A 19,228-nucleotide genomic window follows, 5' to 3' on the forward strand; every position below is an offset into this window, starting at 1 on the left:
TACCTCACTCGGTTGAAAGAGAATCGGCGCGACCTGGAATCGCGCCCGGGATCATGCGGTCAACCTATGAACGGCTCCTTGCCGGGTCAAGGACGCTCACACCGAGATGAAGGGATGCCAGCGCCGCGTCCAGCGCGGGGGCCGAAATCTCCATATATTCAAGGGCCTCGGTCCAGAGCAGCACGGCCCGGATGGGCTTTTGGGGATAAAGCCGCGCCAGCACCGCGCGGTACAGCGCAAGCTGGCGGACATAGGCCGCGGGCGCCTCAGCCGCGCTTTTGGGAGCTGCCTGGTTGGTCTTGAAATCGATGATCAGGACCTCCTCGGGGCCAACGACCAGCCGGTCGATCTGCCCTGACACCAGCGCAGGCGGTCGGCCCGGCCGCTCCAGCCGGCCGGCAATGGCGACCTCCGCTCGGCTGCCGGCGCCAAACACCGGGGCAAACCGCGGCTCGGTGATCAAGGCGAGCACCTTGTCGACCAGTGCGGTGCGGTCGGCCTCCACCCAGTCCGAGGCGTTGCGCGCCATGAAGCCGAGCGCGGCCTCGGGCCGGCGCTGCATGGCGATGTCGGGCAGGGATTGCAGCAGACGGTGCACCAGCGTGCCGCGCTGCAGCGCCAGCGCGCGGGACTGGATTGATTCGCCTGATCGTACGCTGCGGCCCTCCTCGGCAGACTGGCCCGAGGGACGCACGGGATCGTCATCCATGGTCTCGCGCGGCGCCGGTGTCCGCAGCCAGTCCGGTAACGCGATGGTCTGGTGCACTGACGTCGCCGGCGTGCCGAGTGCCGCGACATCCTCCGGCCGGGCGAATCGGGTCACCCTGCCGAGCGGCGTCTCGATTACCTGCTTGTCGAGGCCTGAGCCGGCGAGCCCGGTGTCGATGAGGTCGTACCAGCTCAGCTTGCGCACCGTCTTCATGTTGCCGGGCATGCAGCCGCCAACGATGAGGCGATCGGCCGCGCGCGTCATCGCGACATAGAGCAGGCGGCGATACTCGTCCTCGGTCTCCTCGATCATCGCCTTGCGCGCCTCGGCAACGGGCTTGGGATCGTCCGCCTTTCGCCCGGCCCAGACCACGATCTCGCCGCCATTGCCGCGCGGCACCTGGATCAGCCGCAGCCGCTGCGAATCCGCGGGCGACGACGTGGTGTCGACCATGAACACCACGGAGGCCTCCAGGCCCTTGGCGCCGTGCACGGTCATCACGCGCACCTCGTCGCGCGAGATCTCCATGTCGCGCTTCACCTCGGTGTCGGCCGAACGCAGCCAGGCCATGAAGCCCTGCAGCGAGGCCGGCGCCTTGCGCTCGTAATTCAGCGCCAGCTCCAGGAATTCGTCGAGCGCATCGTTAGCCTCATGGCCGAGACGGCGCAGGATGCGGGCGCGGCCGCCATCGCCCCCGAGCAGCCAGGCGTAGAAGGCGAACGGCGTCTCCTCGCGGGCGAGGATCTCGCAGGCTTCCAGGCGCCGCAACGCCGTCGCGAACTTCTCGCTTCCAGCTGCATGCTCACCGAGCGCGCGGCGTAGCGACCCCTTGCGATTATGGGCAAGCTGAAACAAATCGTCGTCGTCGAGCCCGAACAGCGGGCTCTTCAGTGCCACCGCGAGTGCGAGATCGTCCTGCGGCAGCAGCAGCGCGTCCGCAAGGTTCATCAAGTCGATGATCGCGATATGCTCGGTCAGCTTGAGCCGGTCGGCGCCGGCGACCGGAATGCCGGCGTGCTTCAGCGCCTGGATCACGGCGTCGAACGCGTTGCCGCGCCGGCGCACCAGGATCAGCATGTCGCCATAACGCAGCGGACGGCGCTCGCCCTCGTGGCCCGTCAGCGTGCCGCTCTCGACCAGCCGCTTGATCTCGGCCTGGATGCGGCGGGCGAGCTTGACCTCGGGACTGGTGACGGCGACGCCGTCGAACGGCGCGCGCCAGCCCTCGATGTCCTGCCGATCGTCGGCCTCGGCGAGATCCCACAGTTCGATCACGCTCGGGCCGGCGTCCGCGAGCGCATTGTGCAGGGGATGACCGATCTCGACCGAGTGGATGCTCTTGTAGATATCCGGTTCGCGGAAGACGTGGTCGACTGAGTGCAGGATCGTCGCGCCCGAGCGGAACGAATAAGTGAAGGCGACCGGATCGAATTTCAGCCCGGCGGCGGTGAACTTGCGATGCAGCTCGCGTCGGCGCGCATCGAATTCATGGGGGGCAGCGCCCTGGAATGAGAAGATCGACTGCTTCTCGTCGCCGACGGCGAAGATGGTGCGGTTGAGCCCCTCGCGCGCGCCCTCGCCGGCGGTGAACTCGGAGATGATGTGCGCGACGATGTCCCATTGCCGCGGGCTGGTGTCCTGGGCCTCGTCGATCAGGACGTGATCGACGCCGCGGTCGAGCTTGTAGTGCACCCAACTCGAGGAGACGCGATCCAGCATCGCCAGCGTCTTGTCGATGAGGTCGTCATAATCGAGCAGCCCGCGCTCCTGCTTCTCGCGGCGGTAGTTCGCGGCAGCCGCGGTCGCGATGTGGAGCAGGGCCGCGGTACGGTCGCGCATGGTCACGGCGCGGCGCTTCTCGATCAATCCGCCGAGGCGCTGCGCCTCGGCTTCGAACAAGCGTGCGACGGACGGGTTGTGATCGCAAAACTTCTTGGTCAGGACCGCCTTGCGCGGCAGCTTGTCGTCGGTGAGGAAGACGCAGAGATAGGCATCGACCTGCGCGCTGCCGGAAAACACCTTGGCCTCGCGCAGGCGGGCCGCCTGGTCGTTGTCCGATTTGCTGCCGTCCTCCAGCGCGAATGCGATGTCGTCCCAGCGCGATCGCGGCAGGAACGGGCCATCCAGAATGTCCGTCTCGACGTCTTCGATCCGGTCGCTCGCGTCGACGCCGAGCACCGCGGCCATCTGCGCCGCTGCGGCCTCCGCATTGCCGGCCTCGTCGGTCCAGGCCATGAAATGGTCGCGACTGAGACAAGCCTCGCGCACGACCTCCTTGAAGGTGACGTCGGCAGCGCTCGCCATTGCCGTCAGCAGTGCGCGGCCGGTGACGCTGTCGGGATCGCGCGCAGCCTCCAGCAGCACCTTCAGATTGGCGCGCTCCATCATGTCGGTCTGGTCGCGCTCGTCGATGACCGAGAAGCGGGCGGGGACATTGGCCTCGAACGGAAATTGCTGGAGCAGGCGCGTGCACAGCGCGTGGATGGTCTGCACCTTCAAGCCGCCCGGCGTTTCCAGCGCACAGGCGAACAGTTTTCGCGCGTCGCGGCGCAGTTTTGCGCCGGGATGCGGGATGCCGACCGCACGGATCGCCGCGTCCAGCGCATCATCGTCCAGCGTCACCCAATGGCCGAGCGTGGTGAACACGCGCTCGGCCATATTGGCAGCGGCAGCCTTGGTGAAGGTGATGCAGAGAATCTTCTCCGGCGGCACGCCCGACAGCAAGAGGCGGATCACCCGCTGCACCAGCACATGGGTCTTGCCGGAGCCGGCATTGGCCGACACGAAGGCCGATGCGGTCGGATCGGACGCACGCGCCTGCCGTGCGCGCACCTCGTCGGGGATGGGACGCGGCAGCTTCACCATTCCTCGATCCCCAATCCGCCGGCAGCCGACCATTCCTTGATCCGCGCGAGATCGTCATATGTGCCGTAGCGATTCGCCCACATCGGCAGGTTCAACGAGGTGTAGGGCTGATTCTCGTCGTCGAAGGCGCGGATCAGGGCCTCCAGCTTGGCGCGTGCTTCGGCTGCTGCCGTATCCGGCGGCTGCGGCTCGTCCCCCGGCTTGTACTTCAATTCGAGGATGCGTTCCTCGCCCGGCGGATTGTTGCCGCTCAGGCGGACATAGACGAGCTGGCTCACGGAGGAGCCGGCGTCGATATCAGGGAAACCGCCCTCGCGCAGGATCGCGGCTTCCAGCGTGAGCTGCGGCGACAGGCCCATGCGGACCTGCTTGCCGGTGGGCGGCTGCCCGGTCTTGTAGTCGAGAATGGCGTAGCTGCCGCCCTGGCGCCGCTCGATGCGGTCGGCGCGGGCGGAGAGCTTAAAGCTGCGCTGATGATCGAGCATGATCGAGATCTCGCCATGGGTCTCCGCGACGATCGCCTCGATCGCATCGCGCCGCGCCGTCTCCCATTCGCCGAACCAGCGCGCGATGCGCTGGAAGCGCGGCCACCACAGCGCCCGCGCCTCGGGTCGCTCCATCAGCGGCGCGAAATGCTTCTCGCCGATCGCGCGCAGCACGCGCGCGGGATCGTCGGGCAGACGCGTCGCATAAACTTCCGTGAATTCGCCGATCGCTTCGTGAATCGCCGAGCCGCGGTCGGCGGCCGACAGCGGCATGTCGACAGGATCGAGCGCATCGAGCCGCAGAATATACCTGGCATAGATCGTGTAGGGATCGCGCAGCCAGTCCTCGATCGCAGTGACGGACATTTTCAACGGCCGCGTCGCGCGCGGCGGTCGCGGCTCCGGCTGCTTGACCGGCCTGACCTCGTCGGGCTGGTCCAGTGCGGCCGCGAACTGCACATATTTCTCGCCGGCGCGAATGGCCGCCTTCCAGAGCTCGTCGCCCGCCACCGCCTCCAGCCGATGCAGGAAGCGCGAGGCCACCGCCGGCGCGCCGCCGGCCTTGGCCGAGTGGGTGAGGATCACTTCATCCCCGCCGAGCAGCTGCGCGAAGTCATGGGCGGAGAGGCCGATGCGGCGCTCCGGCAGATCGAGCCCGAGTTCGTGCCGCATCGGCCGGCTGAGCCAGGGATCGATGCGTGGCGCCGGCGGCCAGACGCCTTCGATCAGGCCGCCCACGATGATGCGGTCGGCCTGCATCAGGCGCGACTCCAGCGGGCCGTAGATCTGCAAGCGCGCGCCCGGCCTGTCGCGACGCCGCACCGCGCGATCGCCGAACGCAGTCTGGAAGACGTCGGAGTAATCCGGCAGCGGCACCATCAATCCGCTGGTCGTGCCGCCGCGCAGGAGATCGTCAAAGGCGCTGGCGAGCGAAAGACCATCGCGCTCCTCGAAGGCAAGCGGGATGCCCTGCTCGTCGCGCGACAGCTCGATCATGATCTCGCGATGGCGGTGTGCCAGCTCGGCAAAGTCATACGGCTTCGAGGGCGGCAGGCTCTCGATCGGCGCCAATGCCTTTTGCAGGGCATCGATCAGAGTTTGGATGCGATCGAGATCCTCGGCCTTGAGACGCGCGCGGGGCTCGGCCTTGTGGAGCGCGGAGACCTCGCTGCGCCACAGCTTTGCCAGCTCGTCGCGAAAACGATTGAACTCGCGCAAGGGGCCTGCGGTGCCCGCCGGCGGGCGTGTGCCGCGCAGCACGGCAAGCTCGAGGCCCTCGATCGCCGTCTTCCACCCGCCCGCCGCACGGCCGAGCCGGCACAGCGGATGCTTCAGCATCGCCAGCAATGTCGGCGGCTCCAGGCCCTCGGTCGCCGCCTCTGCCGCGAGGCGAGCAAAAGTGCCGGCGGATGCTTCCATCAAGACGTCGCCGCCGGAATCGTCGAAGGCGAGATCCCATCGGGTCAGCGCGGCCATCACCCGCCGCGCCAACGCGCGATCCGGTGTCACCAGCGCCGCCGATTTGTCGAGATGCCGCGCCTCACGCATCGCAATCGCGATCGCGAGCGCTTCCATTTCAGGATTGGGGGCTTCGACGACCGCGAGATTTTTCATGCCGCCCGCGATTTTTGCGGCGACCTCAGGCTGCTTCAGCCGGTCGTGCCAGACTTCGGTCTTGGCCGACGGCCGCATCGATTCGGACGCGAGCAGGTCGCGGCCGCCTTCCGCCGCCGGCTGAAGAATCTCGACGTCGCTGCGCTTGATGCCGAAGCGCTGCAGCAGCGCATGCATGGCATATTGCGGATGGTTCGAGGCCGGATGCTCGGCGAATTTGCCGAGCGAGTCGCGCACGCCGCCGATGCTGCGCCAGGCGTCGTCGTCGAGATCGGTGTCGAGGCCCGGTAGCACCACCGCGCCATGCGGCAGCGCGGCGACGGCATGGAGGAATTTCGCGGTAGCCGGCATCGAGCCGGTCGAGCCCGCTGCGATCACCGGCCCGTTCGGATGCGTGGTCAGGCGCCTCGCCTCCGCCGCGATCAGGAGATCGCGCCGCGCGGCCGGCTCGATGCGGTTGATCTCGGCGAGATGATTGGGCCAGGCAATGCGGGCGATGCGCAAAAATTCGAGCGAGTGCTGCCAGTAACGGTCGAGGTTATCCGGCACCAGGCCGTCGAGCGCGCTCCAGTCGACACCGCGCGTGACCATGTCGTCGATCAGGCGCGCGAGATCGCCGGCGAGAGCAAGCGTCGAGGCGGGGCCGCCCACCACCAGCGGCGCTAGTACCGGGCCCTTGGCCCAGGCGGCGACGAGCTGCGCCAGCGTCAGCCGCCGGTCGAGTTCGCCGAGCCGTGGCGGAATGTCGAGCGGCGCGGCGCCGGAAAACTGTTCGCTCTCGTCGGCGAAAGCGAGCTCGTCCTCGTCGATATCGCCGAGCGCGACGATGCGCGGCAGCACCACCGCGTCCGATTTCATCTCGTCGAGAAAGATCTCACGCACGACGCGCATCGCGCGCCTGGTCGGCAGATAGAGCGTGGCATCGGCCAGCCGCGCCGGTTCCTTGCGCGCCTCGAAGCCGTCCACCAGCCGGCCATCGAGCAGGGCCGTGACGACCGTGCGCAGGAACGGAACTGAGATGGGAACGCTGAAAACGCGCATGGGCTGCCTGATTCGGGAATCAGGGCAATATAGGCAGGCGGGGTCAAATGGTCATGGGTGGGAGTGAGTCATCCCCGCTGTTCGCGAGACCTCCGCTCTCGTGCCCCGGACGCAGCGCAGCACGTAGTGATGCGCTGCTGAGCCGGGGCCCAGTACTTCGTTCCGCAAGTGAGGATGGGCTGGGTCCCGACTCTGCGGAGCGGCACCGTAGCGCGTCAAAGACGCGCGTAAACGCGCTTATGGCGCCGCACCGCGTCCGGGACACGAGAGCGGCCCTACGCCACGCTCTCCAGGAACGCCTCTTCCGCGGCATGCACGGCATCGGGCGTGCCGACATGCATCCAGACGCCGTCGAGGCGGAGGCCGAACAGCCGCTCCTGCTCGTTGGCGCGGTCGAACATTTTTGTCAGCGAGAACTCGCCTTTGGGCGCATCCGCGAAGATCGACGGGGACATGATCGCGGCGCCGGCATAGACGAACGGCACGACCTCTTTTTCCTTGCGCTTGCGCAGGGCGCCGTCGGGCAGCATGCCGTAATCGCCGCGACCGCTATAGCCGATGCTGGTTGCGGTCGGCGCCATCAGCAGCAGAATATCCATGCGATCAGGGTCGAAATTTTCAGCGAGCCGCGTTAGGTTCGAGCGCACGCCGTCGATCCACAGCGTGTCGGAATTGACGTGGAAGAACGGCGCGTCGCCGAGCAGCGGCAGCGCCTTGACCACGCCGCCGCCGGTGCCGAGCACCTGGTCGCGCTCGTCCGAGATGATCACACGTGGAAGCTGACGCGATGCGACGTGGTCGATGATCTGGTCCGGCAGGTAGTGCACGTTGACCACCGCCTCGCTCACGCCGGCCCGGCCGAGCTTGTCGAGCACGTGGTCGAGCAGCGGCTGGCCCGCCACCGGCACCATTGGCTTCGGCATCTTGTCCGTCAGGGGGCGCATGCGCAGGCCAAACCCTGCGGCGAGCACCATGGCTTTGGTCGGCTTGACGGACATCCTTTGCTTTCTCAGAACTTTCGTGTTCGCAGCAAATCCTAGCACGGGACTTGATCAGCCGCACCGCGTCTCAACCGCCTTAGCCACCCGCCGTGACGGTTGTACGACGGGTGTTGCCGTCATGCCCCAATGGCTGTGGAACGTGCCTTTTTCTTCTTGTCACCGACCTTGAGGAAATTGACGCCGATCTGGTCGCCATTGACCCAGGCCAGTTCGCAGCGCCGGTACGCAAGTCCCGTGGACGACAGCAGCAGGAAGAATTCCTTCAGGTGCAGGCCTTCGACCGAACCGTCGATGGTCAGCTTGGCGCCGCTCTCGGAGACGTCCTCCATGGTGCAGTCGCGCCGCCAGGTGCCGTCGATTCCCATCATCTGGGCCGGAATGCCGCGTTCGAAAACAACCCGGCTGTTGCCGCGCGGGTCCGTCTTAACCGCCATCTGCTCCGCTCCAGCCCGTATCTATCCGGCTGCCTCGCCGCCAGAATACCGAGGTCTTGGCTAACAGCCGGTAAATCGGGCCCGAATCAGGCCTGGGACGGCGTTTGGGGCGGCGGCACGTTGGCGAGATACCAGTCGCGCAGATGGTTGAGTGAGGGATGCGCCAGCGAGCGCTGGAGATAGGTCCAGATCCGCGGCTGGTGGCGCAGATAATGCGGCTTGCCGTCGCGGCGGTTGAGCCGGGCGAAGGTGCCGAGCAGGCGCGTGTTCCGCTGCGCCGACATGATGGCGTAGAGCTCGGCGAAGCCGGCAGCATCGAAGCTGGTGTCCTGCTTCCGCCGTGCCTTGATGTAGCGCGACAGCAGCGTCAGCTCGAGACTTTCAGGCACGTCGATGCGGGCATCCTGGAGCAGCGACACCACGTCGTAGGATTGCGGCCCGAGCACGGCGTCCTGGAAGTCGATCACGCCGACGCGTTCGATGCCGGTGCGATTCTCAAGCCAGATCAGGTTCGGCGAGTGATAGTCGCGGATGATCCAGGTCCGCGGCGCCGCCAGCGGCTTCCTCAGCAGTTCGCGCCACATCGCGAAAAACTCTGAACGCGCCGTCTCGCTCAGCGGCGCGTTGCGATCGGGCAGATACCATTCCGGCATCAATCCGATCTCGATCAGCAGCGCCTCGATGTCGAAGAGGGGGATCTCGTAGGTCTGCCCGTCCAGCGGCAGCGTCTCCGGCAACGCCCTGCCGTGCAGCATTGCCAGCACATCGGTGGCGGCCTCGTAGCGCTCGGCGATCGGGCGCGGCGGGTCGCCTTCGATTACGCCTTCACTGCCGAAGTCTTCGGTGATCAGGAAGCCGTGGTCGAGATCGGAATGATGGATCGCGGGCGCGGAGATTCCCTGCGCGCGCAGGCCTTCGTCGATGGCGACGAACGGTCTCACATTTTCGGCGAGATGCACCGCAGCGCTGTAGGATTTTCCGTTGTAGAGGGCCGCACCATCGGGCCGCTGCGGAAAGTTCATGAGGATGACGATCTCGTCGTCGCGCAGCAGCCGCGCATAGGAGCGCGTCGAGGCGTCGCCATTCATACGCCGTCGCGTCGCGTCGATGTAGCCGGATGCATCGAGGAATTCGCGCAGCGCCTTCAGTCGGGCGACCTGCGCAGCGCCCTTGCCATGACCGGAGATATCGGCCGCGCGCGCATTCGAGCCCAGCGCGGGGCGATGCGTCAGCGCGATGTCGATGCGGTCCTCAGGCATCGCGGACGGTGCGCGCTCCGGCCATTCGATCAGCACCAGCGTGGCGTCCGGCAGCGGCGACAGCCCGATCTCCTCCAGCTCGCTCTCGTCCTCGACGCGGTAGAGATCGGCATGCATCACCGGAAACGGCGGCAGCTCGTAGCCCTGCACCAGCGTGAAGGTCGGGCTTGGCACTTCCAGCGCCTCGTCGCCGGCGAGGTAGCGGATCAGCGCGCGCGCCGCTGCGGTCTTGCCGGCGCCGAGATCGCCAGTGAGGGTGATGACGTCACCGGGACCGACCAGCAGCGCGAGGTCGGCCATCAGCTGCGCGGTGGCCGTCTCGTTGTGAAGCGCGACGGAGAATGTGGTTGGCGCTGTCATTCGGCGGCGTCGCGATGCGCCGCCTGGTCGGTCGGGAAATCGCAGATCACGACCGTGCCCCGGCCGACGATCGAATCCACCCGCACCTTGCCGCCATGCAGCTCGACGAAGGAGCGCACCAGCGAGAGCCCGAGCCCGGCGCCGCGGTGACGCGAGCCCTGCGAGCGGCTTTCGAACCAGTTGAACACCTTGTCCTTCATGTCGGCAGGTATTCCAGGCCCGGAATCTGTCACGGTGAAGACCACGCTGCGTTCGGTGCGGCGCGCGCTGATGCCGACAGTGGAATCCTGTGGAGAAAACCCGACGGCGTTGGCGAGGAGGTTATAGAGCACCTGCACCACGCGCTTCTCGTCGCCGATGAAGCTGCCGACATCGGGCGCGATCTCGACCTTGAGGCGGATGCGGTCGGTGGCGAGCCGGTCCTGGATGCCCTCGGCGGCGAGCTCGATGGCCTTGCTGACGTCGACTTGCCCGAGTTCCAGCTTCATCGCGCCGGCGTCGATGGTCGCGAGATCCAGGATGTTGTTGGTGAGCGCGAGCAGTGCGTTGGTCGATTTGGTGACGTAGTCGAGATATTCGGCCTGCTTCGGCGTCAGCGGCCCGGTCGAGGGATCGCTGAGGAAATGCGCAAAGCCGATGATGGTGGTGAGCGGCGAGCGCAACTCGTAAGAGACGTGGTGGACGAAATCCACCTTCATCTGGTCGGCGGCCTCCAGCGCCTCGTTGCGCTCGCGCAGCGCGCGCTCGACATTCTCGGTGTCGGTGATGTCCTGGAACGTCAGCATGGTGGCGCCGTCGGGCAGCGGCCGGATCATGCCGTCGAGCACGCTGCCGTCCTTGCGCTCCAGCTTCAGCGGCACGTCGGCGCGGTTTTCGATCGAGGTGATGGCCTCGCGGATCTGGCGCCAGACCACGGGGTCGTCGAACAGCTGATGGCACCAGCCTTCCACCGTCTGGATATGCGGCTCGTCGCGCATGGCGTCGCTCGACAGCTTCCACATCCGGACGAAGGCCGGATTGAACAGCTGCGCCTTGCCGTTGCTGCCGAACACCGCGACGCCCTCGGCGAGGCTGTCCAGCGTCTCGCGCTGAACCCGGATCAGGCCGTCAAAGCGGCGGGCGAGGTCGAGGCTTTCGGTGACGTCATCGAACAGATAGGTGACGCCGCCCTCCGGGTTCGGCGTGGTGACGACCGAGAGCGCGCGGCCGTCAGGCAGAAACCAGGTGTCCTTGGCGGTCTCGACCGCGCGGTAGGCTTCGTGCAGCTTGGCTTTCCAGGCGCGGAAGTCCGGCTGCTCCGGCAATTTGCGCGCGGCGCGGAGCTGGTCGAGTATGCTGGAATCATCGGGATTGGCGTCGAGGAAGTTGCGGTCGAGGTCCCACAGCCGCCGGTAGGAATCGTTGTAGAAGGCAAGGCGGCGGTGGCCGTCGAACACGGCAACGCCGGAGGAGAGCTGGTCCAGCGTGCGACGGTGCGCCTCCGCCATGCGCACCAGCGCCGAGCTCAGCGCATCCGCTTCGCTGGCATCGATGGCGACGCCGACGCTGCCGCTGCCGACATTGACGGCGCGCACGTCGTAGATGCGCCGCTCGCCGCCGATCACGATCGGCAGCCGCGAGTTGAAATTGGCCGCGTCCTTCAGCCCCCGCTCCATCGCGGTGCGGTCGGCGCTGTCGAGCAGCTCGAGCTTGCGGTCCTGGGCATCGGTGACGCTGTTCGCCTCGGTGGCGCGGACATAGGCCGGGTTGGCGTAGGTCAGCGCGCCGTTCTCGCCCTTGGCCCAGATCGGCCAGGGTGCGGCGGCGGCAAAGCCGCGCAGCATCTCGGTCTCGTAGGAGAGCGCGTTGTAACGCAGATTGGTCTCGGCCAGTTCGCGGCGCAATCCGGAGAGTTCACGAATCCGGACGATGGCCTGGCCGCCGATGGCGCGGCCGATGGCCTCCAGCGTGTGGCCATGCGCCGTGGTCAGCGTCAACTGGAACCCGTCGCCGCGGTCGCGCAGCGCGTCGACAGCGTGGTCCATTTGGAGTGCGGGTTCCGGCGGCAGCCAGGTTCCGAACGCCAGCACGCGCTGCGGCGAGGAATCGCGCGGCAGCACCATCGAGACGTCGCCGGAAATCTGCGCGCGATTGTCGCCGGCGGGCCAGGAGATCAGGATCTGCGGCTCGGCGAACAGCAGCGCGCCGAAGCGGTCGGCCTGGAGTTGCAGTTCCCCGATCCGGGCGCGCAGCCGCGCCTCATTCTTGGCCGTGCGCACCCGCGTGCGCATTAACAGGATCGCGGCCACCACGGAGAAGCCGAGCAAGGCCAGCGCGGTGGCGAGCACCGCGAGCTCCTGCCGGTTGAAATCCAGCATGAGGGAGAGGGTGTCGATGAGGTCGGCGGCCTCGGCCGGCGCAGCCGGCAGCAGCGCTGCGAGAGCGCCTCCCACCAAGCCGTTGCGCGCCAGCGATGTGCACGACAGCAGCGTCCGACGCATCGACACGATCACGCCTGACATAGTTGCCCCAAGACCGCACGAATCTACGCGCGGCGACCCCGTCGCGCGCGAATCAAAAGACAATACCCTCACCGCGACTCCGCCGGTAAGAGTCCAGATCGTGAACGCAAAGGCGGCCCCACAAAAATGCCGGGCGCGGTGTTCCGAGTCACGTAGTTCTTCGGATGATTCGGCTGGGATTGCCGTGCGTTAGCGGGGCTGAAGATTTGAGCGAGATCGCCGCCGCGGAGCAGGTGCGCTCCCTCCCCCGCTTGCGGGGGAGGGCTGGGGAGAGGGTGTCTCCGCAACAGGACAGTCCCGGTGTGGAGAGAGCCCTCACCCGGCGCTTCGCGCCGACCTCTCCCGCAGGCGGGAGAGGTGTAACGACTCGCAGCCGTGCTAGCGGCCGGTGGAACCAAAACCGCCGGCGCCGCGATCGGTCGCTGACAAGATGGCCACGGGAACCAGCGCGGCCTGCACCACGGGCGCGATCACCATCTGGGCGATGCGTTCGCCGCGCTTGATCACGAAGGGCGCCGCGCCGTGATTGATCAGGATCACCTTGATCTCGCCGCGGTAGTCGGCGTCGATGGTTCCCGGCGAGTTCAGCACGGTGACGCCGTGCTTGGCGGCGAGCCCCGATCGCGGCCGCACCTGCGCCTCGTGCCCGGGCGGCAAGGCGATGGCGAGGCCGGTCGGCACCAGCGCATATTGGCCCGGCGCGAGTGTCAGCGGCTCGCTGTCCGGAACGGCTGCCATCAGGTCGAGGCCGGCGGCCTCCGCCGTCTGATAGACCGGCAACGGCAGGCCTTCAGCGTGGGCGAGGCGTTGCAGTTCGACGGTGACCTTCGTGCTCAAGATGCCGGCTCCCGGGGTTTCTCAGTCACGCTTCTGGCGATGTGCGCGACCAGTTCGATGGCCACCTGTTCCTTGGTCATCACCGGCCAGGAATCAACTGCAATCTCGCCGTCCTTCGCACCGTTCTTGCGGCTGAGGAGGTGGACCGTGTTGCGGTCGCCGCCCATCACGCCGGTCGCGGGCGAGACGTCGTTGGCGACGATCCAGTCGCAGCCCTTGCGCGCGAATTTTGTTTTGGCGTTCTCGATGAGATGCTCGGTCTCGGCGGCAAAACCGATCACCAGCGGCGGACGCTTGTCGCTCAGCTTCGAGATCGTGGCGAGGATGTCGGGGTTCTCGACCAGCTGAAGCGTCGGCATGCCGGCCGCGGTCTTCTTCAGCTTCTGCTCGCCCTCGTTGGCGACGCGCCAGTCGGCGACAGCGGCGGCGAAGATGGCGACGTCGACGGGCAGGGCGGTCTGCACCTGCTCCAGCATCTGCCGCGCCGATTCGACATGCTTCACTGTGACACCAGCGGGATCGTCGAGATCAACTGGGCCGCTCACCAGAATCACGTCAGCGCCCGCGGCCTGCGCGGCAGCGGCGATGGCAAAGCCCTGCTTGCCGGAGGAACGGTTGGCGATGTAGCGCACCGGGTCGATCGGCTCGTGCGTGGGGCCTGCGGTGATCAGCACTCGCTTGCCGGCGAGCGGCTTCGGCACGGGCGGTCGCAGCAGCCGTTCGGCGGCGTTGGCGATCTCGATGGCTTCCGACATGCGACCGACACCGGCCTCACCCGCTTCGGCCATCTCGCCCGAGTTCGGGCCGATCAGCACCACGCCGTCGCGCTGGAGCTGCGCGACGTTGCGGCGCGTCGCCGCGTTGGCCCACATCAGCGGATTCATCGCCGGGGCGAGCAACACCTTGCGGTTGGTCGCGAGCAGGATGGCGCTGGCGAGATCGTCGGCGTGGCCGTTCGCCATTTTCGCCAACAGGTCGGCCGTCGCCGGCGCCACCACGATCAGGTCGCAGTCGCGCGCCAGGCGAATGTGTCCGGCATCGAACTCGCTCTGCGGGTCGAACAGGTCGGTATAGACGCGCTCATGGGAGAGTGCGCTCACCGCCAGCGACGTCACGAATTGCTGCGCCGCCTTGGTCAGCACGCAGCGGACCTCGATGCGGCGCTCCTTCAGCCTTCGGATCAGGTCGAGCGACTTATAGGCCGCGATCCCGCCGCCGATGATCAGGGTGACGCTGGCCTCGGGAAGCGCGCCGGTGCGATGGGGCGTTGGGGCGATGGATGGCGCTGGCGGCGCCGAAAACGGCGTCAGCGGCTCCTCACGGCCTTCGATCAGCTCCCGCAGGATGACCCGGACCTCTTCCTCGACCGACCTGTGGTTCTTGGCCGAGCGCAGCCGCAAATAGGTTTTGACGGCGTCGTCGAGCTTGCGGATGGTCAGGCTTGCCATGACGCCCTCCAGCACGGAATGATAGCGATGCTATCACCAACGTGATTGCAGTGCAATCACAAATTCCGGACGGCGATCAGGATCCCGATGAAGGTCGCGGCGATAATCCAGAGCGCCACGGTGCGCCAGCGGTTCTTGCGGCCCTCGCTGCGCCCCATGGCGGCGATGCTCTCCGGCGACAGGCCTATGCCCTCCCGCGTCATGGTCTCGAGCTGCTCGAGCACCTTCATCGATCGCTCGGCGATCTCCGGCAGGCGCATCAGCACGCGCGCGATGTCGCCGGTCCCGGTGAGCGCGCCCTGGACCCGGCCCAAGGGTCCGAGATTGCGCTCGATCCATTCGCGCACCACGGGGTCGGCGATCTTCCAGATGTCGAGCTTGGGATCGAAGCCGCGCGCCACGCCCTCGACCACCACCATGGTCTTCTGCAGCAGGATCAGCTCCGGCCGCGTCCTCATATCGAACAGGCCGGTGACCTCGAGCAGCAGCGTCAAGAGCCGCGCCATCGAGATTTCCTCGGCGGTGCGGTTGTGAATGGGCTCGCCGATGGCGCGGATGGCTTGCGCGAAATTCTCCACCGAATGGTGCGCGGGCACATAGCCCGCCTCGAAATGCACCTCGGCGACGCGACGATAATCCCGGGTGATGAAGCCGAGCAGGATTTCGGCAAGGAAGCGCCGCTCCTTCATGCCGAGCCGGCCCATGATGCCGAAATCGACCGCGACGAGGCGGCCGGTATCATCCAGGAACAGGTTGCCCGGATGCATGTCGGCGTGGAAGAAGCCGTCGCGCAGCGCGTGGCGCAGAAAACTCTGGATCACCTTGCGGCCGAGATCTGGCAAATCGACCTGCGCCTCCGCGAGGCGCTTGTGGTCGTTCAGCGCGATGCCGTCGATCCACTCCATCGTCAGCACATTGTGCGTGGTGCGATCCCAGTCGACGGCCGGCACGCGGAAATCAGGGTCGTCGTGCGTGTTCTCCGCCATCTCGGACAGCGCGGCTGCTTCCAGCCGCAGGTCCATCTCCATCGCCACCGAGCGCGACATGGTGTTGATGACTTCGACGAGGCGCAGCCGCCGCGCCTCGGCCGAATAGGCTTCCGCCTTGTGCGCGACGAAGAAGAAATCGGAGAGATCGCGGCGGAAACGTGCGGCGACATTCGGCCTGAGCACCTTAATCGCGACCGGCTTGCGGACGCCGTCGCGCAAGATTTCGCCGCGATGCACCTGCGCGATCGAGGCGGCGGCGACCGGCGGGCCGACGCTCGCGAACACGTCGCTCAGCGGTCGTTCCAGTGACGTCGTGATCGCCGCTTCTGCTTCGGCTTGCGAGAACGGCGGCAGGCGGTCCTGGAGGCTTTCGAGGTCTCGGGCCATGACGACGCCGACCACGTCGGGACGCGTCGCCAGGAATTGACCGAGCTTGAGATAGGCCGGGCCCATCCGTGTCAGAGCGCGCGAGATTCGCGGGCCGTGCTTGGCGCTGCGGCGCTCCACGACGCGCGCGAGCTTCAGCGCGAGCTGTCCGGGCGGCGGCACCAGGCTCGGATCGACCGCGCCGAACACGCCCTCGCGCGCAAACACGAACGCGGCGCGGATCAGGCGCACAATGTGGGTGATGGCAGAGATCACAAACGCCAGCCCGAATGCAGTGCGACGATGCCGCCGGAGAGTGTCTGCCAGCTCACGCGGGAGAAGCCGGCCTCGCGGATCATGTCGGCGAAGATGGCAGGCTTCGGGAATTTGCGGATCGATTCGACGAGATATTGGTAGGATTCGGCATCGCCCGTGACCATGCGCCCGAGCGGCGGGATCACCTTGAACGAGAACAAATCATAGAGCTTGTCGAGACCTGGCATCTCGACGGTGGAGAATTCCAGGCACAGGAAGCGGCTGCCGGGCCTGAGCACGCGATAGGCCTCGCGCAGCGCAAGGTCGATCCGGGGCACGTTGCGAATGCCGAAAGCGATCGTATAGGCATCGAAGCTGCGGTCGGCGAAGCCTAGCGATTCGGCATTGCCTTCGACGAAATCGACCTGGGTCTCGAGATGCCGCTTGGCGGCGCGTTCGCGGCCCACCGCCAGCATGTCGGTGTTGATGTCGCAGACCGTGGCACGGAAGCCGGGGCCGGCCGCCTTGGCGGCGCGGAACGAGATGTCGCCGGTGCCGCCGGCGACATCGAGCAGCGCGAACGGCCGGTCGCCCTTGGGCGGGTCGAGCGCGATGATCATGATGTCCTTCCAGACCCGGTGCAGGCCACCGGACATCAGGTCGTTCATCAGATCATAGCGCGACGCCACGCTGTGAAACACATCGTTCACCAGCGTCTGCTTGTCCCCCAGGGGGACATCCCTGAAGCCAAAATGCGTGGTTTCGCCCGGCCGATCCATTACTCTACTCCACTGGGCGGACCATAGCCCGCCCGCCGCAATGGCGCTATCACACCGCCCTCATAAGGTGAATGCCTGACCATGCCCGAATTGCCCGAAGTCGAGACCGTCCGCCGCGGCCTTCAGCCCGTCATGGAGGGGGCGAAAATCCTCAATGCGGAGGCCCGCCGGCCGGATTTGCGCTTTCCGTTCCAGCCCGACTTCGTGGCCCGGCTCAAGGGGCAGGTCGTCACCGGGCTTGGCCGCCGTGCAAAATATCTCATGGCCGATCTCGCCTCCGGCGACGTGCTGCTGATGCATCTCGGCATGTCGGGCTCGTTCCGCGTCATCAAGCCGGAGAGCGACGCGCAGCCCGGCGCGTTTCACTATCCGAAGGCCAAGGATTCCGCGCACGATCACGTGCTGTTTCGGATGTCCTCAGGCGCCGACATTGTGTTCAACGATCCGCGCCGCTTCGGTTACATGAAAGTGATTGCACGCAATGCGCTTGACGACGAGCCGCTGCTGCGCGGGCTCGGACCCGAGCCGCTCGGCAACGAATTCGACGCCGCGATGCTGGCGCGCTCCTGCGCCGGTAAGACCACCAGCCTGAAAGCGGCACTGCTCGACCAGCGCGTGGTGGCGGGACTCGGCAACATCTATGTCTGCGAGGCGCTGCACCGCTCGCATCTGTCGCCGCGCCGGATCGCGGCAACGCTGTCGACCAAGAAGGGCGAGCCGACCGATCACGCCAAGCGACTGGTCGGCGCGATCCACACCGTGCTGAACGATGCGATCAAGGCCGGCGGCTCCAGCTTGCGCGATCATCGCCAGACCACGGGCGAGCTCGGCTATTTCCAGCACTCGTTTAGAGTCTACGACCGCGAGGGCGAGACATGCACGACCCCGCGCTGCGGCGGCACGATCAAGCGGTTCACGCAGAATGGTCGGTCGACCTTCTGGTGTCCGAAATGTCAGAAGTGAAGATCAGGCTTGCCGCCGAGAGGCCGTGAGTCTCGGCGAAGGTGGCGACCTCGCCACGCCCGTCATTGCGAGCGCAGCGAAGCAATCCAGAATCCCTCCGCGGAAAGACTCTGGATTGCTTCGCTGCGCTCGCAATGACGAGGGGATGGAGTGTTTAGAGCCGCGAAGCGAAGCAATCCGGCCGGGCTGGTGGGCCGGACTGCTTCGTCGCTCGGGCTCTTTCACCGGATAGCGAAGAGCCCACCTGTCATCCGAGCGATCATCCGCTCAGGACGCCAGGGTCGTGGTCCCGTCTGCCGCAAGCTCGGTGGCGGCGTGCAGCGTGCCGTCTGAGGCCGACGTCACTTGGTCGATCAGGACATTGCTCGGGGCTTCGAGCTCGAGCCGGGTCTCGATCCAGCGCCAGAGGCCGCGGATCTCGTCCGCCGACTTGCCGTTCGGCGCGAATTCGCTCACGGCGAGACCATTCGCGAGCGCGTCCTGATGGTCGTTGCGCATCACGATCAGCGGGCGCGCGAGCACCTCGACGAGATCGAGCGCGGCTTCCTCGGCGAGCGCGCCCGCGGCATTGTCGATGCGCTGGCCGCGGATCGGGGTCTGGTTCAGCACGAAGCTGTAGGAACGCTTCCAGGCGCGCGCGACGCTGAGCGTCGAGGCGGTGGCCTCGATGTCGGCGACGCTCGGACGGGCCGGGATCAGGCAGAGGTCGGAATGGCGGATCGCGGCGGTGGTCGCGGCGCTGAGACCGGCCGCGGTGTCGACGATCGCGAACTGCAGGCCGCTATCGGCCAGCATCTTCAGGCGCGGCGCGATGTCGGCGGCGTGGTAGATCGGTTCGACGACGACATCATCGGTGGTGCGGCGGCGCTGCCAGTTGGACAGGGTGCCCTGCGGGTCGGTCTCGATCAGGCGAACGGTGAAGCCGGCCTGCTTGGCCGCCAGCGCGAGGCCGATGGCGAGCGTGCTCTTGCCGCTGCCACCCTTTTGGGTGGCCAGTACGATCGTGTGCATTGAGGATCAATCCTTTGGAGTGCTTGGGTCAGGAATACGCCACGCGAACGTGCATCGATCTCGATGCTGAGCTCTTCTCGCTCAGGACGTGCCGGCCCGATCCAAAGGGGATCGCGGAGGTCCGAATCAACGGTAACGATCATGGCGGAATAGCGAATGCCAGCGAATCCGTACCATTACCGGACCCGTAGTCGTACGTGGGATGTGAGATGATTGGGCTGAACGCGTGCCCCGGACAAAGCGCAGTGCGAAGCACTGCGCTGCAGAGCCGGGGCCCAGAGTGCTGCACTCGATTGTCGGAGACATGGGTC

At 66.7% G+C, this 19,228-nt stretch carries 12 protein-coding genes; 1 reads left to right on the forward strand and 11 read right to left on the reverse strand.

The genetic code is table 11. From position 1 onward, the window contains the following. Positions 1 to 64: 64 nt before the first annotated feature. From addA to ubiE, 10 genes are all read right to left on the reverse strand, one after another. Positions 65 to 3,574 (reverse strand): double-strand break repair helicase AddA, encoded by a 3,510-nt coding sequence (gene addA / locus YU9_RS0108100; RefSeq protein WP_027572346.1) that lies wholly within the window; start codon positions 3,572 to 3,574, stop codon positions 65 to 67. Further along, complete coding sequence (addB, locus tag YU9_RS0108105; protein ID WP_027572347.1) at positions 3,568 to 6,714, reverse strand: double-strand break repair protein AddB; 3,147 nt, start codon at positions 6,712 to 6,714, stop codon at positions 3,568 to 3,570. Before addB ends, addA begins: the two co-directional genes overlap by 7 nt. A 275-nt stretch (positions 6,715 to 6,989) precedes the next feature. Next, the gene (locus tag YU9_RS0108110; RefSeq protein ID WP_027572348.1) at positions 6,990 to 7,712 is read right to left on the reverse strand and encodes a nucleotidyltransferase family protein; all 723 of its coding nucleotides are present in this window, start codon (positions 7,710 to 7,712) and stop codon (positions 6,990 to 6,992) included. A 119-nt stretch (positions 7,713 to 7,831) separates the two neighbouring features. Continuing rightward, entirely contained in the window at positions 7,832 to 8,149 is a 318-nt protein-coding gene (locus tag YU9_RS0108115) for a PilZ domain-containing protein (protein ID WP_027572349.1), read from the reverse strand. Between the two features lie 86 nt (positions 8,150 to 8,235). Next, positions 8,236 to 9,768 carry a tRNA (adenosine(37)-N6)-threonylcarbamoyltransferase complex ATPase subunit type 1 TsaE gene (gene tsaE / locus YU9_RS0108120; protein WP_027572350.1) on the reverse strand — a complete coding sequence of 511 codons (1,533 nt, stop codon included), beginning with the start codon at positions 9,766 to 9,768 and terminating at the stop codon, positions 8,236 to 8,238. Further along, positions 9,765 to 12,269 carry a PAS domain-containing sensor histidine kinase gene (locus YU9_RS0108125; protein ID WP_027572351.1) on the reverse strand — a complete coding sequence of 835 codons (2,505 nt, stop codon included), beginning with the start codon at positions 12,267 to 12,269 and terminating at the stop codon, positions 9,765 to 9,767. The genes tsaE and YU9_RS0108125 overlap by 4 nt, the downstream gene beginning before the upstream one ends. Before the next feature lie 378 nt (positions 12,270 to 12,647). Continuing rightward, positions 12,648 to 13,106, reverse strand: a complete 459-nt coding sequence (gene dut / locus YU9_RS0108130) for a dUTP diphosphatase (protein ID WP_027572352.1) — start codon at positions 13,104 to 13,106, stop codon at positions 12,648 to 12,650. Further along, positions 13,103 to 14,554: a bifunctional phosphopantothenoylcysteine decarboxylase/phosphopantothenate--cysteine ligase CoaBC gene (gene coaBC / locus YU9_RS0108135; RefSeq protein WP_027572353.1), complete on the reverse strand. Its 1,452-nt coding sequence runs from the start codon at positions 14,552 to 14,554 to the stop codon at positions 13,103 to 13,105. Before coaBC ends, dut begins: the two co-directional genes overlap by 4 nt. Positions 14,555 to 14,610: 56 nt before the next feature. After that, the gene (gene ubiB / locus YU9_RS0108140; protein ID WP_027572354.1) at positions 14,611 to 16,185 is read right to left on the reverse strand and encodes a 2-polyprenylphenol 6-hydroxylase; all 1,575 of its coding nucleotides are present in this window, start codon (positions 16,183 to 16,185) and stop codon (positions 14,611 to 14,613) included. Continuing rightward, positions 16,182 to 16,943 carry a bifunctional demethylmenaquinone methyltransferase/2-methoxy-6-polyprenyl-1,4-benzoquinol methylase UbiE gene (gene ubiE / locus YU9_RS0108145; RefSeq protein WP_027572355.1) on the reverse strand — a complete coding sequence of 254 codons (762 nt, stop codon included), beginning with the start codon at positions 16,941 to 16,943 and terminating at the stop codon, positions 16,182 to 16,184. The genes ubiB and ubiE overlap by 4 nt, the downstream gene beginning before the upstream one ends. Before the next feature lie 81 nt (positions 16,944 to 17,024). Between ubiE and mutM the strand changes: the two genes are divergently transcribed. After that, positions 17,025 to 17,906 (forward strand): bifunctional DNA-formamidopyrimidine glycosylase/DNA-(apurinic or apyrimidinic site) lyase, encoded by an 882-nt coding sequence (gene mutM / locus YU9_RS0108150; RefSeq protein ID WP_027572356.1) that lies wholly within the window; start codon positions 17,025 to 17,027, stop codon positions 17,904 to 17,906. A gap of 267 nt (positions 17,907 to 18,173) precedes the next feature. On the opposite strand, the gene YU9_RS0108155 is transcribed toward mutM, so the two are convergent. Next, positions 18,174 to 18,917 (reverse strand): ParA family protein, encoded by a 744-nt coding sequence (locus tag YU9_RS0108155; protein WP_027572357.1) that lies wholly within the window; start codon positions 18,915 to 18,917, stop codon positions 18,174 to 18,176. Between the last annotated feature and the right edge of the window lie 311 nt (positions 18,918 to 19,228).

This window comes from Bradyrhizobium sp. WSM1743 (assembly GCF_000473065.1).
Lineage (GTDB): Bacteria > Pseudomonadota > Alphaproteobacteria > Rhizobiales > Xanthobacteraceae > Bradyrhizobium.

Bases quoted from the DNA above. Each gene is read 5' to 3' on its own strand.
- addA (WP_027572346.1), bottom strand. From the start codon at position 3,574: ATGGTGAAGCTGCCGCGTCCCATCCCCGACGAGGTGCGCGCACGGCAG.
- addB (WP_027572347.1), bottom strand. From the start codon at position 6,714: ATGCGCGTTTTCAGCGTTCCCATCTCAGTTCCGTTCCTGCGCACGGTC.
- YU9_RS0108110 (WP_027572348.1), bottom strand. From the start codon at position 7,712: ATGTCCGTCAAGCCGACCAAAGCCATGGTGCTCGCCGCAGGGTTTGGC.
- YU9_RS0108115 (WP_027572349.1), bottom strand. From the start codon at position 8,149: ATGGCGGTTAAGACGGACCCGCGCGGCAACAGCCGGGTTGTTTTCGAA.
- tsaE (WP_027572350.1), bottom strand. From the start codon at position 9,768: ATGACAGCGCCAACCACATTCTCCGTCGCGCTTCACAACGAGACGGCC.
- YU9_RS0108125 (WP_027572351.1), bottom strand. From the start codon at position 12,269: ATGTCAGGCGTGATCGTGTCGATGCGTCGGACGCTGCTGTCGTGCACA.
- coaBC (WP_027572353.1), bottom strand. From the start codon at position 14,554: ATGGCAAGCCTGACCATCCGCAAGCTCGACGACGCCGTCAAAACCTAT.
- ubiE (WP_027572355.1), bottom strand. From the start codon at position 16,943: ATGGATCGGCCGGGCGAAACCACGCATTTTGGCTTCAGGGATGTCCCC.
- mutM (WP_027572356.1), top strand. From the start codon at position 17,025: ATGCCCGAATTGCCCGAAGTCGAGACCGTCCGCCGCGGCCTTCAGCCC.
- YU9_RS0108155 (WP_027572357.1), bottom strand. From the start codon at position 18,917: ATGCACACGATCGTACTGGCCACCCAAAAGGGTGGCAGCGGCAAGAGC.